Origin of the sequence: Sphingomonas sp. NFX23 (genome assembly GCF_049887795.1) — a bacterium.
In the GTDB taxonomy this organism is placed as follows: Bacteria; Pseudomonadota; Alphaproteobacteria; order Sphingomonadales; family Sphingomonadaceae; genus Sphingomonas.
Genome location: NZ_JAGEKH010000007.1, coordinates 1 through 15,884, shown reverse-complemented (window position 1 = coordinate 15,884; position 15,884 = coordinate 1). Strand labels below are relative to the sequence as shown.

Here is a 15,884-nt window from a genome sequence, read left to right as displayed (position 1 = left end):
CGACGACCGGGGGTGACCAACCCCGATCGTCGAAAGCTATGTCGGTCGTGCTGCCACCGACCGGACTGATTGCCTAAAGGTTCAGAAGCTCTTGCGAATGCCCGCGAACACACCCCGTCGCGCGCCATATTGCGGAGCGCCGACCCCGACGCCCGATCCGTCACGCAGCAGAAAGGTCTTGTCCGCGATGTTGGTGACGTTGAAGCTGATCGCGATGCCCTTCAGCACTCCCGGCCCATCGATGTTCTGCGTGATGCCGAGATCCGCCGTAAAGTAGGACGGCAGCTTGCCGCCGTTCGGCACGATGCCGGCGGGATCGTCCGAACGCAGGCCGTCGCCGTAGAGCATCGTGATCGAGGGGACGAGCTTGCCGATGCCGTCGTCGATCGACACGCTGCCACCCGCCGACGCGGTCCAGCGCTGCGAATGGTCGGTGAAGATGTAGTGGTCGGCGATGTAGGCGATTTCGTCGGGTGCGAAGAAATACTGGCTCGAGACGATGTCCTTGCCCTTCTCCTGTCCTCGAGCGACGTTGGCGTACAGATCGAGCGGGCCCTTGGTGTAGCTGGCTGTGACCTCGGTTCCCCACGCGTAGCCTTTTGCGTAGTTGAACGGCGACAGCACCAGCGACGGCCCGAACTGGCCCTCGTCGAGCAGGTTGCGCTTGATCTTGTAATAGGCGTCGATGCCGAGCTTGAACGCCGAGCCGAACATGTGCTGGACCCCGCCATCGAAATAATGCTCGCGTTCGGCGCGGACCGGATCCGCGGTCGAGACCTCGGTCGCCTTCGTCGTGCCGGTAAACAGCGCCAGCGTGGGCGACGCGATCAGTTCCTGCGGGGGCGGCGTGAAGTTGCGCGCATAGCCGAGATGGAACACCGTCGCGCCATCCGCCTTCCATACCAGGTTGGCGCGCGGGCTCACCTGCTGCTCGTCGGTATAGGCGCGCACCGCGTCGAACCGCGCGCCATAGTTAAGCGTCAGCGTCGGGGTCAGCGACCATTCGTCCTGAAGATATACGCCGTAGAGTTGCCCGCTCCGGCCACCGCGATCATTGATCGTCAGCGGCACGTCGGACGTCTGGGCTCCGGCATCGTCGACCGAGAAGACCCGTGACGAGATGTTCGATCGCGTCCGCTCGTTCTGGAAGAACAGCCCGACGCGCAGGGTATGGCTGTCGGACAGCTTGTAGCTGCCATCGGCCTGGACGCCTGCGGTCAGGCTCGACAGGCGCGACGTGTCGGCGACGCCTGCCAGGATCAGGTCGCCGCCCTGCGGATCGGGCGTGAACCGGGTCTGCGAGTAGCGGACGAACGGCGCGATCTGGAAGTTGAACGCGTCGCCGGCATATTGATATGCGAGTACGCCGTAATGCGTGATCTCGCGCTGGTTCTGGTCGAGCTTGGCGGAGTCGAACGTCGACTGGCCGTTGAACGTGTATGCCGGTACCTGCCCCGGGTTGTTCGGGATCTGGAAATACCCGATCGACGTGCCGCCGAACGCCGTCAACCGGCTCGTCTCGGACAGGATATCGGAGACGTAGCCGAACCCGCGATACTGGCGCGTATGATCGTGGATCGCGTCGCGCGAGGCGGTCGGGTTCTCGACGCCGAGATCGTTCTCAAGATAGCTGCCCGACGCGAAATAATTGAGCCCGCCGCTCGATCCATGGACGCTGGCGGTCGGCTGGACCGTACCGCGGCTGCCGCCGTAGAAGCCGAGATCGCCGCCATTCTCGAACGCGCCGTTCTCGGTCTTCAGATCGATCACGCCCGAGGTCCGATAGCCGTATTGCGCAGGCAGCGTCCCGGTCAGCAGGTCGATCGACTTGGCGATGTGCGGATCGAAGGTCGAGCCGAAGCCCGAGATGCTCTCCGGCACGATCACGCCGTTCAGCCGGTATTGGAGATTGGCGTGTTCGTTGCGGACATGGATCGCGCCGTAGCTGTCGAGCGTCACGCCCGGTGCCTGGAGCAGGACCTGCGCCAAGCTGCGATTGAGACCGCCCGGCTGGCGCTCGAGAAGCGCGCGATCGAGCGTATAGTCGCTCGACCCCAGCGAGGGGAGGATCGCATCGCGCGCAGCATCGAGCCGCCGCGCGGTCACGACGATATCGCCGCCGGCGGCAGGAGCGGGAGTCGCAGCGGCGGACGGGACCGACGTATCTGCTTGTGGTACCGCAGTGGTATCGGCCGAGGCAGTCTGCGCCGACGCGCTGGCGGGAACGAACAGGGCGAAAGGTGCAGCCATGGCTACGCCCAGCAGAAGAAGATGTCGCATTTTTAAAAGAGCTCCAGGAACCTAGAGCGACGGATCGCGCTTACGCGACGCCGACGCGGTACGGACCGGCGTTCGTCGACACCGCACCCGTTAAAATAGTGTCAGGCTTGGAGAGGGAGCGGTGGCGCGCGGCTGCGCCAGGCGTGAGAGCGTCCGTTGCGGACGGATACCGACGGCAACAGCCCCACGAGCCAGATTTCGATGGTCTTGGGGGTAAGGAAAACGGGGTCGCCGGGCAGGACGAAAACGCCGCTGTGCGCCATTTCCCAGCAGATCGAGCAATCCGACTCGTCCTGCTGCGTTGAGGCGTCATCGGCCACACCGGCTAGCGTGTGCGTCGCAACCGAATGACCGGTCGGCGCCGTGTCGTGGTAGGTATGCGCATGTGCCTGAACGATGAAGCTCTGGAACAGGATCGCGAACAAGGCCGCGACAAGCAGCGCACTGCGAAGCGCGCGGATGCTCGCGTGTCGAAGCAGCGTGGCCTCGCGCTGCTGCCCGCTCTCGCAAACCGCCACGGTCATGGTCAGATCAGCATGTGATGTTGTAAAGTAACATTGCATGCTTCCTTAGGCGGCAGATCCCCAACCGACAAGCGCGCTTGTGAGCAGGATAGTCGTTGGCGATGGCGCCGGCAGGCGTCGCGCCATCCCCTCTCTAAAACCGTTCTCGATAACTCCATTCCGAAATCGCTCTTCGAGGATGGGAAAGTAGGAATGATCGCGCCTAACGCATGGCTGATCTCGGCTCGAGGATCCCCAGGCTCAGTATCTGATATTGGACGAACGTCCTGCCCTATAGCTCCTGCCGAAGACCCAGTTTTGGACGTTCGGAGCGTGCCACCCGCATTCCATCTCCGGACGCCCGTTCACTCGGATTGGGCAGGGTCGTCGTCGAGCGTAGCGACCCCCATCATCGGATGCATTACGAAGGTCCACCCGTCGCCACCGACAATCATAAGGCGCAGCGATTGGCGATCCGCGGTGCCAAGCAGCGATGCCGCTCCTGCAGAAGCAGGCAATGTGACCGTCCTGCCATCCTGAAGAATGCCGGTTGCCCAGCCACGCCGTCCATTGCGGATCTCGTTCGCAAGGCGCTCCAGCGCCGTCTCAAGCGCTGTGCGCGCACGAATTCCTGTAACCCATGCGTAGCCACCTAGCCCCAATTCCGACGGTGGTACTAAAGGCTGGTTGGGGACTGAAGACGGCTGTCTGACGACACGGCGAGATTTTTCCTTCGGGCTATCGAGAGGACGCACACCCTCCATACTCATCATGCGGGCAAACTCATCCATCGCTGTTCCCTCAATGCCAGCGCTTGGGGCGCATGGGTTCGACCACTGGTTCCTAACCTTATGGAAGGATAGCTTAGGCACCGAAATTGCGAATGAAATGCTGGCCGCGGGGCGAAGATACAATACCATTCAGCCATTTCGCCTTCGAGGCTGCATCTGCGGTGACCCAGAAGCGGACGTTTGAGCGCCTGTTTCTGCTCCCAACTTCGGACGCCCGTTCATCGTGAGAGAGGGTGGGTCGCTGCCTTTGGAAACGGGAGCGCGGATGGCTGATAGAAATCAGCGACCTGTGGATATGAACACTCTTTCTGAAGAGCACCTTCTCCTCACATTAGAGTATTCTCCTCATGTAAGATATCTGTCTAGACAAGCGGCTACGTGATGCATCAGCCGTCAGCCGGGCAATACTGGGCTAGGAAGTCGCAATGTCGCGGTAGTGCCCGCACTGTACCCGCTATTCCTTTGGAAAGATCTTCGAAGGAGGTTTGCAACTCGTGTTCCTTGATGATGCGCGCGATGCGATGATGCGCGCGCGGCACGACGCCTTGCCCGAGCATAACTGACACCCAGGAATCGATTTTGAACAGGTCGTCCTGTCCCTGCCAGGCGCCAGCGGTGTTTGCGAAAAGTGCGATCCGCTCAGCGAGGCTATCGGGGATCGTCATGCGCGCGCAGTCGCGCCAGAACGGAGAATCGTCACGTTGGGTGACATGGTAATGGAGGATGATGAAGTCGCGTACATGCTCCCACTCGTGGCGCGACTGCGCGTTGAAGCGCGCAGCAAGCGCCACGTGATCGTCGCCATGGAATGGGAACAGCTGGATCAGGCGGATCACCGCGTTCATGATCAGATGGATGCTGGTCGACTCGAGGGGCTCGATGAATCCCGCCGCCAGACCCAGCGCGATACAGTTTCGGTTCCAGGCCTGGCGTCGCATCCCGGAGCGGAAACGGAGCGGTCGCGGCTCGAATAGCGGACGGCCATCCAGAGCACCGATCAATGTCGCGTGCGCCTCGTCGTCGCTCATATGCGCGCTGGAATAGACGAGGCCGTTGCCGGTTCGCGTCTGGAGCGGGATCTGCCAGCGCCAGCCGGCATCGTGCGCGATCGCACGCGTGTACGGCACGGGGGGGGCGACCGTCTCCGTCTGCACGGCAAGCGCCCGGTCGGTCGAAAGCCACTCCGACCAGTCCTCAAAGCCAGTCCCGAGCGCGCCTTCGGTCAGAAGCGCGCGGAAGCCGGTGCAATCGATGAAGATGTCGCCCGCGATCCGCTCACCCGATGCCAAGACGAGCGCGGCGATATTGCCCCCCTTGCCGTCCCGTTCGACCCGTTCGATGCGTCCTTCGACGCGCCGGACGCCCCAGGGTTCGGCCAGCGTGCGCAGGAACCGGGCATAGGCGGTTGCATCGAGGTGATAGGCGTAGGCCAGCGAATGCTGCTCGTCGTGACCGAAGAGGCCCGCGCCGGCAGCCTGCTGTTCGAGCGAATAGTCGCCGTACGCGCCACCGAACCCGCGTGCCCGTGCCTCCAGCCAGAAATGCTGGAAGTCGGCGATAGCTACCGACCTGCCGACGCTGCCGAACGGATGGAAATAGCGGTCGCCGACCTGGCGCCAGTTCTCGAATGCGATGCCGAGCTTGAAGGTGGCTTGCGTGGCACGCATGAACGCGGCCTCGTCGATGCCGAGAAACGCGTGGAAACTGCGCGCGGTCGGTATGGTGGATTCGCCGACGCCGACGGTGCCGATCTCGTCCGATTCAACGAGCGTTACATCGACCAGGGGCCCGAGCTGGCGCACGATTGCTGCGGCAGCGATCCACCCCGCGGTGCCACCACCCGCGACGACGACGCGGGTACGTGGAGGTTCAGAAGTATGGTTCATCGGTTCAGCCGGTGCAGCAGGTAGGCGCGCAACTGACGTGCGCCGGGCTCGTCGAGCGGTGCGAGCGGTCCGCGCGCAGGCGGTGGTAGATGCGCTGCGACCGCTTCCGCATCGCCAAACACGTAATGATCGAACATTGCGCGCCACGCGCGCTTCTCCTGCGCGGGCCGGTCGCGCAGGCTCAGCAGAGCGTGCAGCATCGTGTCCATCGGCGTATCCATGAAGGCGGGCGCCGCGTTCCACCAATAGTTCACGAGCACGTTGAAGTCGTCGAGCGCCTCGACATGGTGCCACCACAAAGCCGGGTAGACGAGGACGTCGCCTGCCTCCAGGTCCGCGACCGATCCGGCGGCGACTGCGGCGGCGAAGCCTGGATAGGCATCGACATCGGGCGCGGCGAAATCGACCATGCTCACGACTTGTCCACCCGGCGTAGGCGCAAGCGGGCCAGGATAGAGGTTGGCGACCTGGTCCGGTGGGAACAGCGTGAAGCGTCGTCGCCCGACTGCGCAGACCGCCGCGTTGTTCGACATGTCATGATGCGCGGACGCGATCGTGCGGTTGCCAATCCAGATGCTGGCGAGCGGCGGGTGGCGATCGAACACGTTGCCGTGCGGCACCAGGTCGTTCTCGGCGCGGAACTCGGGGAGATAGGTGTCGAGATCGGTGGAACCGATATAATAAGCGGGTGCCTCGGCGTCGCCGAGATGACCAAGCACGGAATCGAGGAAGTCGCCAAGCGCGATCCGCTGGGCGGAGAAGTTCATCGCGGTGGCGGTCTCGTCATAATGGAAGCGTCCCCTGATCGCGGGCTCGCCGACATAGCCAGTGACGGGACGGCCAGCGTCGAACCGGCGCAGATAGGCGGCAGCCTCTTGCGGCGACCTGCGTCCGGCCTGGACCAGCGGCCAGTCGGCGGCGAGCCCGCGAAGGATCACCGGCTCTTCCGTCGCTATCAACGCCTCCAGATCGAGAACACCGGAGTGATCGATCTCGCGCACGCGTCGCGATACGTGCAATTTCTCAGCCATGAAGCTCATTCCGCAGCTTCCGATCGATCAGGTGGCGAAGGTTGCCGAGCGAAGAGGCGATCCAGAACGCCGGACGCAAGAAGTCGTCGCGGTGGAGCCGTGCCAGGGTATCGCCGTCGAGCGCAGCCAGCTTCCCCGCATCGACGGTGAAGCGATCGGGAATGTCATAACGACGCCCGTCGGCGAGATCGAGTTGGAGCGTTGCGGGTTCGAGCAGGCCGGCGGCGGCGAACGCGTCGAACATCGCCTTCTCGGTCTCCAGGCCGACATAGATCCGCTGCAGCATCGCCGAGACGTGATCGAGCAACGGCGCGTTACCGCCGAGCTCGCGGAACACCGGCTCGCCGTTATCGACGATGCGCGGATGGTCCGGATCGACGTGGATCATAGGTTCGCCATCGGCACCCGAACCGATCGAGAAGGGACCGCGGGCCCGTGCCGCCGGAACGTACCGCGCGTCCCACTTCTCGCCGTCCAGGAATAGATTCTCATCCAGATCGAGCCCCAACAGGACGGTCGAGAATAGGACACCATGCTCATCGCGACGCAGCAGGATCGCATAGTCGCGCTGCAGTTCCTCGAACTCGGCCGGGAAGACGCGCGTCTGGTTGATCGCATCGCCGTAGCGCGCGTGATGACCGACCGCGACACGCAGATCGCGGTGGTCGATGTTGTTGAGAAGTACCGAGGCCATGAGATGATCCTAGACGAGGAAGGCCGCTGTCGTCAGCGGCCTTCTCGCCGCTTGGTCAGAAGCGGTATCGCGCTCCGACCAGATACCGTGCGGACCCTTCCGACAGGTACCAGATGTTGCTCTTGTCGCGGCCGTAGGAGCGCACGCCCTCCTCGGTGATGTTGATCGCTTCGAACCCTAGCGCGAAACGCGAGGTGAGGTCGAAGTTCACCGACAGGTCGAGCTGACCATAGGGCGCGGTGAACACCGGATTGCGATCGCCGCCGCGGTTGATGCCGCTGAGGAACTTGTCGCGCCAGTTGTACGACATGCGCGCCGAGATACCGTTCTTGTCGTAAATCAGCGTGGCGTTGGCGGTATCAGACAGGCCGACCAGTGCGAACGTGTTCACGCTCGGATCAGCCGCGATGTCGATGCCGATGTTGCCGCGTACGAGCGTGTAGCTGGCTGCCACGCCGAAGCCCGTATCCCCGAGGAAATACTGCCCGGCGAGTTCGACACCGTAGATGTGCGCGTCCTGGTTGTTGATCGGCGTATTCACCGCGAAGTTGAACAGCGGATCCTGCCCATTGGCGGTGATATCGTACTGGCCGAGGATCTGATCGACGAACCCCTGGTTCAACGCGCGGCTCTGCGTGTTGTAGTTTGCCGCGAACTGGGCGTTCGTCGTCGCGACGTTGCCCGCATTCTGCTGCAGCAGCGCCGTGTAGGTGAACAAGTTCACGTCGGTGATGTCGGCGTTGAACGTACCGGCGAGCTGCTCCCGCGCGGTACCCGAACGCGTCCCGGCGGTGCCCGAGGTGGGATCGCGCAGACCGAACAGATTGCGGTTGACCACCGTCTGGCCGATGAAGTTATGGACCTTCTTGTTGAAGAAGCCCGCCGACAGGAACACGTCCTTGCGCGGATACCATTCGAGCGAGACGTCGATATTGTCCGACGACAGCGGATCGAGATCGGTGTTGTGCGCCGTGCCGGTGGCAATGCCACCGATCGCGGTCGGGCGGCCCGGACCGGCGACGTTGGTCGAAGCGAACAGGTCGCCGTAACCGGCACGCGAGATCGTCTTGCTGTACGAGGCGCGGGCGAAGAGGTTGTCGACGACCTCGAACTTGGCATCCACCGACGGCAGCCAGTTGCTGTAACCGCCACGCGACGACAGCGTCTGCCGATCGGCGGTGTTCAACACGAAGAAGTCGTTGTCGGCAGTCCACACGACCGCGGTCGGTACCGGCTGGAGCGACACCGCACGCACCTTGGTGTTCTCGTACCGGACGCCGGCAACCAGCTGCGCATTGTGATCGAACAGCTTGCCGTTCCAGGATCCCTGGACATAGCCCGACCAGATGTTTTCGCGGACGCGATTGTCGTCGTTCGCGTCGATGTTGTCGGCGTGGTTCACGCCGTCATTCGTCACGCCGAGATAATAGTCGTGCAGCGTGTTGTAGAGCTTCGTCGCGTCCTGCGTACGGAATGCCACCAGCGTATTGGCGTCCGGATTTCCGTCGTTGTGCTCGAACTTGCACACGTTGCAGAACTGGAAGACCTGACCGGGCGCGAGACGCGCGATGTCGGGCGGCAGCGAATTGCCCCAGTCACCCAGGACCTGGCGCGTGTTGTACTGCGTCTGACGCGTATTCGTGGTGCGATAATCGGCACCGGCGTCGAGGCGGAGCTGATCATTCAGTGCCCATCCGGCGTCAGCGCGAAGCTCCTTGACGCGCTGCGTCTGATTGGACGCGAACTGACGCTGTACCGCGCTCGACAGATCGCCGAGATCGATCACGCCGTTGCCGTTGCCCTTGATGAAGGACTGGCCGTTGGGCGTTGTGCTGGCCGAACCGTCGTTGATCGCGATCGTCTGCTGCGGAAAGCCATTCTTGCCGAGCGTCAGCGAATGTGCGGCGACGACCGGCGCGTTGAAGGCGACCGTGGTCGACGTCTGGCCATTGGGATTGTCAGGCGAGCTGTCGGCCCGACCGATATGGCCGTCGATCGCCAGCGAGAAGCGCTCGGTCGGCTTCCATTCGATGTTGCCCCCGAAGTCGTACAGCTTGTTCTTCTGCGCGCGATACGCCTGCTCGAACGCTTCATCCTTCACGCCGTTGATCGTTTCGGACAGAAAGCTCGTCGTCGCGATGCCATTGCTGGCGTCGTCGAACGTGACCACGCCGAACGGGCGGTTGAACCAGTTGGACTGGGTTGAGCGACGTTCGGACTGGCGCAGCTGGGCGTAGAGACCGTCTGCAGTGAAGGTCAGCGTATCGGTCGGACGGAATTGAATGACGCCCGACCCGTTGATGCGCTCGCGGCTCGCCTCGGAGAAGTGATAGCGCGAGTCGTTCGGTACGGAGACCAGGACGTTGCCATTGGTCGGACGGTTATTGATCACCGTCTGACCGTTGACGAAGCCGTTGCCGGGATTGAGGAAGTCGGTCAGCGACCGGATGTTCCAGTTGTCCGGCGCGACGCTCGAGAAGCTAAAGTTGCGCTTCTGGTAGCTGCCGAACAGCGACACGCCGAAGCGCTGGTTGGGATCGCTCCAGCTGGCGGTACCCGACACTTCGGGCGTCACGCGCGCACCGCAGTCGAAACAGTCTGACGAGCTGTTGTCGTAGCTGCCCTTGACGCCGAGCGAGCCCAGCAGACCCGTGTCCTTGGAATCAAGCGGACGACGGCTGACGACGTTCACGGCCGCGCCGATGCCACCCGAGGGGATCGCAGCGCGGCCGGTCTTGTAGACCTCCAGCGTCTTTACGCCTTCGGAAGCGAGGTTGGAGAAGTCGAACGAACGACCGAAGCCACCGGCGCCGTCTCCGCCCTGATCACCGCCCACCGCAACGATGTTCGATGTCGCGAGCTGGCGGCCGTTGAGTGTGACGAGGTTGTACTGCGCGCCAAAGCCGCGAACCGTGACGGTCGAGCCTTCGCCGTTGCGGCGATCGATCGACACGCCGGTGATGCGCTGCAGTGATTCCGCGAGGTTGGTGTTGGCGAACTTGCCGATGTCTTCCGCGCTGATCGCATCGACGACGCCGAACGAGTCCCGCTTGATCGCGATCGACCGCTCGAGCGAGGCACGAACGCCGGTCACGACGATCTCGTCGCCTGGGGCCTGGTCGGGCATCGCGTTGGTCGCGGTCGCACCGGTCTCAACCTGCGGAACGCCTGGCGACGTATCGGCTTGTGGCGTGCCCTGTTGAGCCTGAACGGTCGGCGTCTGATCTGGAGCGGCCTGCGCATTCGCCAAGCCGGGCATCGTCAGCCCCGCCACCAGCGCGAACACCGACGTCGAACGCGCGAACGCCGACGGAATAGATCCCCTCATACTCATCCTCCCTGACCGGCATGTCCCTACCGGTATATGATTCTGGCGGTGTAACCCCGCGTTACTCAACCGTGCTGCCGTCCGACATCGATGTCAATCAGAGCGTGACATCGATGTCCAACAGGCCCGGATTTGTTTCAAGGTGTGTCAAAAGCAGCACGGGCCGACGCAAGGCGCCGGTCAGTCAGGATGACCGTCCCTGCGCCGATCGTCGTCTGCGCGTCCGTCGCGAGTTTTAGCGCATACGCGCCGCCCTTTAAGCGCCAGCCGGAGGTCTCCCACCGTGCCAACGCGCGTGGATCGGCTGTGATCGTCACGTTCCTGGTCTCGCCGGCCGCCAGCGTTTGACGTGACCAGCCGACCAACCGAGGCGCGCCACCGTCCGGCGACGTCGCGTAGAGTTGAGGTACGGCGGTGCCGGTACGTGCGGTCTGATTGGTAACGGCGAACGTTACGCTGGCATTGGTCCCGCCTGAAAACCGTGGGTTGCTGATCTTCGTGTTGGCGTAGCTCAGCCCGAAGCCGAAGGGGAACAGCGGTGTGTCCTTGCGTGAGGCATACCAACGATACCCGACGTTCGCCCCCTCCTGATAGGTGACGGGATAGGCCGGAAGCAGGCTGGCATCTCCGGCGCCGGCATTGGCGGAGGCGTCGTTGCTGGTCGCGCCAGTCGGCGACGTCACCGGCCGAGGGCGAGGGAGTTGCTCGATGTTCCGCGGGAAGCTGATCGGCAGCCGGCCCGACGCATCGACCTCGCCGAACAACACGCGCGCGACCGCCTCACCGCCGCGCTGGCCCGGATACCAGGCCTCGATGATCGCCGGCACCCGCGTGGCCCACGGCATCAGAACCGGTCCACCGGTCTCCAGCACGACGATGGTACGTCGATTGGCGGCGACGACTGCGTCGATCACCGCATCCTGATTATCAGGTAGCGACAAGGAGGGCGCATCCTGCGCTTCGGTCTGCCAATGCGTTGCAAACACGATCGCGAGGTCGGCGGCGCGGGCCGCCTTGGCGGCGGCAACGGGGTCGGTGCCGTCGACGAACGTCACCTGCGCGTTCGGCGCCAGAGCCCTGATGGCACGCAGCGGCGATGACGAGTGATAGGTGACCCGGGCGAACGACGCCGCCGCGCCGCTTTTGAGCGGGATCTCGATCGGCACGCCGCCGACGGAGCGAACCTGGGACGAGCCGCCCCCGGACAGCACGCCGACGTCAGCATGACCGCCGATGACCACGATCGATCGTACCGTCTTGGCAAGCGGCAAAAGACCCTTCTCATTCTTGAGCAAAACGATACCGGCCTCGGCGGTACGCTGTGCGATCTCGGCGTTGGCGGCATAGTCGATCGGCTGTGCGGATTTAGGCGTGGGATTGTCGTAAAGACCGCTGGCGATGACCCCGGTCAGGATCCGGCGTACCATGTCGTCGAGCCGTGCCGTCGAGACCCGCCCGGCAGCGACGGCGTCCGCAAGCGGGGTGCCGAAGTAGACCTTGGCATCCAGTTCCTGGCCGGACTCCTGGTCCAGCCCGGCATTGGCTGCCTTCTCGGTTGAGTGTACGGCACCCCAGTCTGACATGACGAACCCGGTATATTTCCAGTCCCTGCGCAGGACGTCGGTCAACAGGAACTTGTTCTCGCAAGCATAGTCGCCGTCGATGCGATTGTACGCGCACATCACCGAGCCCGGCTTCCCATCCGCGATCGCGATCTCGAACGCCAGCAGGTCGCTTTCCCGTAGTGCCGTCGGATCGATCCGCGCGTCGAGAACGGCTCGCCCGGTCTCTTGGCTGTTCAGGACGAAATGCTTGATCGTCGAGACGATATGGTTCGACTGGACGCCCCGGATCGACGCCGCGCCCATGACGCCTGTGAGCAGCGGATCTTCGCCGAGATACTCGAAGTTCCGCCCGTTCCAGGCATCACGCGTCAGGTTCACGCCGCCCGCAAGCAATACGTTGAAGGTCTTCGCCCGCGCTTCGCTGCCAATCATCGCGCCCCCGGCATAGGCAATGGCGGGATCGAAACTCGCGGCAGTGGCAAGGCTTGCGGGAAGCGCCGTGGCCACATCGCCCTTGCGCTGCTCGACCTGATTGGCAACGCCCAGCGACGCATCGCTCTCACGCAACGTCGGTATACCCAGACGGGGGAATCCGGGCACGTAACCGGCGGACGGAATCATGTCGGATGTCATCGGCTTCGCCATCGGCGGAAATATGCCGTGCACGTACAGCAGCTTTTCGGCCCTGGTCATCGCCTTTACCAAAGCGTCAGCCCGGTCCGCCGCGGTTCTCGTCGTGTCACGCCAGATTTCCGACGTCCTTGCGCCCGTTCCGCCAGCCACCTTGGAAGCTGAAGCTTTTGCAGACCCCACCCCTGGCAGAGCCTGCGCCGAAAGCGCCATCGGCGCGACGCTCAGCAGCGCGCAGGCGATGCGCGGAAATCCCGTGCTCATCGTAGATATCCTCCCATGCCGCATTTTCCCGAGCGGCTTGGCAGCGTGATCGCCAACTCCGACATCGATGTCAATGCGAAGCACGATGCCGTTGTCATACATTGCGCAGCAGCCCCGCCTTGCTAGGATGAGGCGTGAACACCAGCAGCATGCCCCTTGCGCCCGCTACCGGCGAACAGCGCGCGACACTGCTGTTCCAGCTTTGTATCGGCGTCTATTTTCTCGGCGGATTCCTCAACTCGCTTGTCGGATTGCTGGTGCCCCGGTTGCGGATGATCGAAGGTCTGAACCACACGCGCTCGCTGCTGGTGCAGTTCGCGTTCCATTCGAGCTATCTCCTCTTCGCCGTGCCGATCACCGTGGTGGTGGTGAAGTTCGGCTACATGCGAAGCATCGCGGCGGGACTGGTCGTCATCGTGCTGGGTTGCGGCCTGCTGGCTGCCTCGCTCGGGTCGCTTGGGTACATGACGGTTCTACTCTCGCTCCTCGCGATTGCCGGCGGCGTCACCTTCCTGCAGATCGCCGCCAACATAGTCGTCCCGGTTGTCGAACCGGCACGCCGCGCCGTCTCCCGACTGACCCTGCTGCAAGGCTTCAACTCGCTTGGTACCGTACTGGCGTCCCTGGCAGGATCCGCGCTGCTGCTCGGGACGGGTAGGCAACGATTTGGTGACCTGGCAGACCACTTACGAGTCGTTCTGCCGTTCCTTGCGGTCGCGCTGGTAGCACTTGTGCTTGCCGCAGCCTTCATCTGCCAACGCGATCTGCTGCGCGCGTCCTCGGCGCCGCGTCGCGTGCCGCTCTCCGGCATCGTCGGCGTGTTGTCGAACCGGCGCTTGCTGGCAGGTGGCGGCGCGATGTTCGCCTATGTCGGCGCCGAGGTCACGATCGGCACGCTGCTCGTAGAATATCTGGCGATGCCCGACATTCTGGACGTCTCGCCGGTCGCGGCGGGGCAACTCGTGGGTCTGTACTGGACCGGTGCGCTGGTCGGCCGACTGGTAGGCGCGCGCTACCTCACCCGCTATGGTGCGCCGACGATGCTGCTCGGTTGCGCGATCGCCGCCGTCGCGCTCGTGGCGGCGGCGATCGGCCTGCACGGGCCCGTGGCTGCCACGGCGCTGCTTGCAGTCGGGCTGTGCAACGCGATCATGTATCCGACGATCTTCGCGCTTTCGCTGCCCGACGATCATTCCACCGCGACCTATGCCTCGATGCTGTTGTGCATGGTAGTCGTCGGGGGCGCCGTCATCCCGTTGCTGACCGGCGTTGTCGCGGACGTGGTCAGCTTGAGGATGTCATTCATGCTCCCTGGCATCTGCTACACGTTCATCGCGGCGTTCGCGTGGTGGCGGCATCGCACATGGGATTGATAACACGATGATGCCGCCGGTAACTATCAAGGATGTCGCGCGCGCTGCAGGCGTGTCGCCCAAGACCGTTTCGCGGGTGATGAATGCGGAGGCACATGTTCGGCCAGCGGTACGAGACCATGTGCTGAGTGTCGTCGAGGAACTGGGTTATCGCCCGAACGCCTATGCCCGCAGCCTGTCGAGTTCGCGGTCCTACCTCATCGGATTATTCTTCGACGATCCGGCATCGGGGTACGCTGCAGAGGTCCAACTGGGCGCAATGGCCCGCTGCCGCCATCACGGCTATCATCTCGTCGTCGAAAGGATCGACCGCGACGGGCCCGAGACGCTCGACGAGGTATCAAGAACGTTGCAGGCCTTGCAGCTCGCCGGGGTCATTCTAACCCCGCCGATCTGCGACTGGTCCGATCTCACCGACCTGCTCGATCAACGCGGCATCCCGGTCGTGAAACTGAATTCATCACGAAACGGCTCATCGGCCGCGGTGATTCACATCGACGACTACCAGGCCGCGCGCGATATGACCGATCACCTTATCACGCTGGGGCATCGCGACATTGCGTTCGTTCAGGGGATCGTATCACACGATGCGGCTGGCAAACGACTGGCGGGCTTTTGCGACGCGATGCGTTGCGCCGGAATCGGCATTAGAGATGCTTGGATTCAAGCCGGCGACTTCAGTTTCAGGTCGGGCATGGCGGCCGGCGACGCGATCCTCTCGACCAACGACCATCCCAGCGCCGTGTTCGCCGCCAACGACGAGATGGCTCTGGGTGTTCTGGTCAGCGCCGCGCACAGGAACATTCCCGTACCAAAGGCCCTCTCCGTCGTCGGCTTCGACGACGCGCCTATTTCCCGCATGGCGTGGCCTCAGCTGACCACAATTCGTCAGCCCAATGCCGTTCTTGCAAGCGTTGCCATCGATATCCTGGCCGATCCCTCGTACCAACAGGCAGGCGACCGGCCCGCGCGATCGGTTCAGGTACCATATACTTTTATAGGGCGTTCGAGTTCGGGCCCGGCTTAATGTACGGAAACAGGCTAACCGAAAGCATCTCCAATATTTAGGTGTTTGTTACCATCGACCAGCCTTATGGTTACAATGGTTCACTTATGGGCTCCGATCTGAAGCAAAAATACAAGCGGACACTCGCAAACTCCTCCCTTCTCTTCAACTTCGGCCATCCATTCATATTCGCCGCGGTGGTTTGATTTAGGTATTTACCACCGCACGCGAAGATCCTTGGCGCAGGCTTATCCGGCGACGCATCATGGAGTGAAGGTCTGGTCGCGATTGCCGAGAGAACGGCTCAGCCTTCTGCCCGATTTGGGTGACACCCCTCGCCCAAGCAGCTAAGTCTGCAATATGGCTGCACTTCATTCTCTGCATGTGTCTTTAACGAAGACAATATGTGAGGTGGCCCCCTAAATGACCTGACAGGGCCCCGCTCTTAGATAAGAGTGAGGCATATGACTGACGGTACGACCAGGCGTTACAACGATGGCGAGGTTCTCTCCGGTGTTCAGCGCCGGAGGCGG

Annotated in this window: 10 protein-coding genes; 2 read left to right on the top strand and 8 right to left on the bottom strand. The window is 63.0% G+C overall.

Annotated features, from left to right (window positions below; translation table 11 throughout):
• Window positions 1–81 precede the first annotated feature (81 nt).
• The 8 genes from J4O76_RS18615 to J4O76_RS18580 form a co-directional block, all read right to left on the bottom strand.
• Entirely contained in the window at window positions 82–2,250 is a 2,169-nt protein-coding gene (locus J4O76_RS18615; protein ID WP_426283524.1) for a TonB-dependent receptor, read from the bottom strand.
• Window positions 2,251–2,381: 131 nt separating this feature from the next.
• Window positions 2,382–2,804 carry a DUF2946 family protein gene (locus J4O76_RS18610; RefSeq protein ID WP_426283522.1) on the bottom strand — a complete coding sequence of 141 codons (423 nt, stop codon included), beginning with the start codon at window positions 2,802–2,804 and terminating at the stop codon, window positions 2,382–2,384.
• Between the two features lie 344 nt (window positions 2,805–3,148).
• Window positions 3,149–3,574, bottom strand: coding sequence for a hypothetical protein (locus J4O76_RS18605; RefSeq protein WP_426283520.1), 426 nt, complete (start codon window positions 3,572–3,574; stop codon window positions 3,149–3,151).
• A 386-nt stretch (window positions 3,575–3,960) separates the two neighbouring features.
• Window positions 3,961–5,460 carry a tryptophan halogenase family protein gene (locus J4O76_RS18600; protein ID WP_426283518.1) on the bottom strand — a complete coding sequence of 500 codons (1,500 nt, stop codon included), beginning with the start codon at window positions 5,458–5,460 and terminating at the stop codon, window positions 3,961–3,963.
• On the bottom strand, window positions 5,457–6,491 hold the full coding sequence (locus tag J4O76_RS18595) for a cupin-like domain-containing protein (RefSeq protein WP_426283516.1): 1,035 nt from the start codon (window positions 6,489–6,491) through the stop codon (window positions 5,457–5,459). The genes J4O76_RS18600 and J4O76_RS18595 overlap by 4 nt, the downstream gene beginning before the upstream one ends.
• Window positions 6,484–7,185 carry a SapC family protein gene (locus J4O76_RS18590; RefSeq protein ID WP_426283515.1) on the bottom strand — a complete coding sequence of 234 codons (702 nt, stop codon included), beginning with the start codon at window positions 7,183–7,185 and terminating at the stop codon, window positions 6,484–6,486. Before J4O76_RS18590 ends, J4O76_RS18595 begins: the two co-directional genes overlap by 8 nt.
• A 55-nt stretch (window positions 7,186–7,240) precedes the next feature.
• Window positions 7,241–10,513 carry a TonB-dependent receptor gene (locus J4O76_RS18585; protein ID WP_426283513.1) on the bottom strand — a complete coding sequence of 1,091 codons (3,273 nt, stop codon included), beginning with the start codon at window positions 10,511–10,513 and terminating at the stop codon, window positions 7,241–7,243.
• A 137-nt stretch (window positions 10,514–10,650) separates the two neighbouring features.
• Complete coding sequence (locus J4O76_RS18580; RefSeq protein WP_426283775.1) at window positions 10,651–12,921, bottom strand: beta-glucosidase; 2,271 nt, start codon at window positions 12,919–12,921, stop codon at window positions 10,651–10,653.
• A gap of 185 nt (window positions 12,922–13,106) precedes the next feature.
• Between J4O76_RS18580 and J4O76_RS18575 the strand changes: the two genes are divergently transcribed.
• Together J4O76_RS18575 and J4O76_RS18570 are read left to right on the top strand one after the other, a co-directional pair.
• Window positions 13,107–14,345, top strand: coding sequence for an MFS transporter (locus tag J4O76_RS18575; protein WP_426283511.1), 1,239 nt, complete (start codon window positions 13,107–13,109; stop codon window positions 14,343–14,345).
• Window positions 14,346–14,352: 7 nt separating this feature from the next.
• A complete protein-coding gene (locus J4O76_RS18570; RefSeq protein WP_426283509.1) occupies window positions 14,353–15,372 on the top strand; it encodes a LacI family DNA-binding transcriptional regulator in 1,020 nt (339 codons plus the stop codon).
• Window positions 15,373–15,884: the final 512 nt, after the last annotated feature.

Coding starts and splice junctions, on each gene's coding strand:
- J4O76_RS18615 (WP_426283524.1), bottom strand. CDS start 2,250: ATGGCTGCACCTTTCGCCCTGTTCGTTCCCGCCAGCGCGTCGGCGCAG.
- J4O76_RS18610 (WP_426283522.1), bottom strand. CDS start 2,804: ATGACCGTGGCGGTTTGCGAGAGCGGGCAGCAGCGCGAGGCCACGCTG.
- J4O76_RS18605 (WP_426283520.1), bottom strand. CDS start 3,574: ATGGATGAGTTTGCCCGCATGATGAGTATGGAGGGTGTGCGTCCTCTC.
- J4O76_RS18600 (WP_426283518.1), bottom strand. CDS start 5,460: ATGAACCATACTTCTGAACCTCCACGTACCCGCGTCGTCGTCGCGGGT.
- J4O76_RS18595 (WP_426283516.1), bottom strand. CDS start 6,491: ATGGCTGAGAAATTGCACGTATCGCGACGCGTGCGCGAGATCGATCAC.
- J4O76_RS18590 (WP_426283515.1), bottom strand. CDS start 7,185: ATGGCCTCGGTACTTCTCAACAACATCGACCACCGCGATCTGCGTGTC.
- J4O76_RS18585 (WP_426283513.1), bottom strand. CDS start 10,513: ATGAGGGGATCTATTCCGTCGGCGTTCGCGCGTTCGACGTCGGTGTTC.
- J4O76_RS18580 (WP_426283775.1), bottom strand. CDS start 12,921: ATGGCGCTTTCGGCGCAGGCTCTGCCAGGGGTGGGGTCTGCAAAAGCT.
- J4O76_RS18570 (WP_426283509.1), top strand. CDS start 14,353: ATGATGCCGCCGGTAACTATCAAGGATGTCGCGCGCGCTGCAGGCGTG.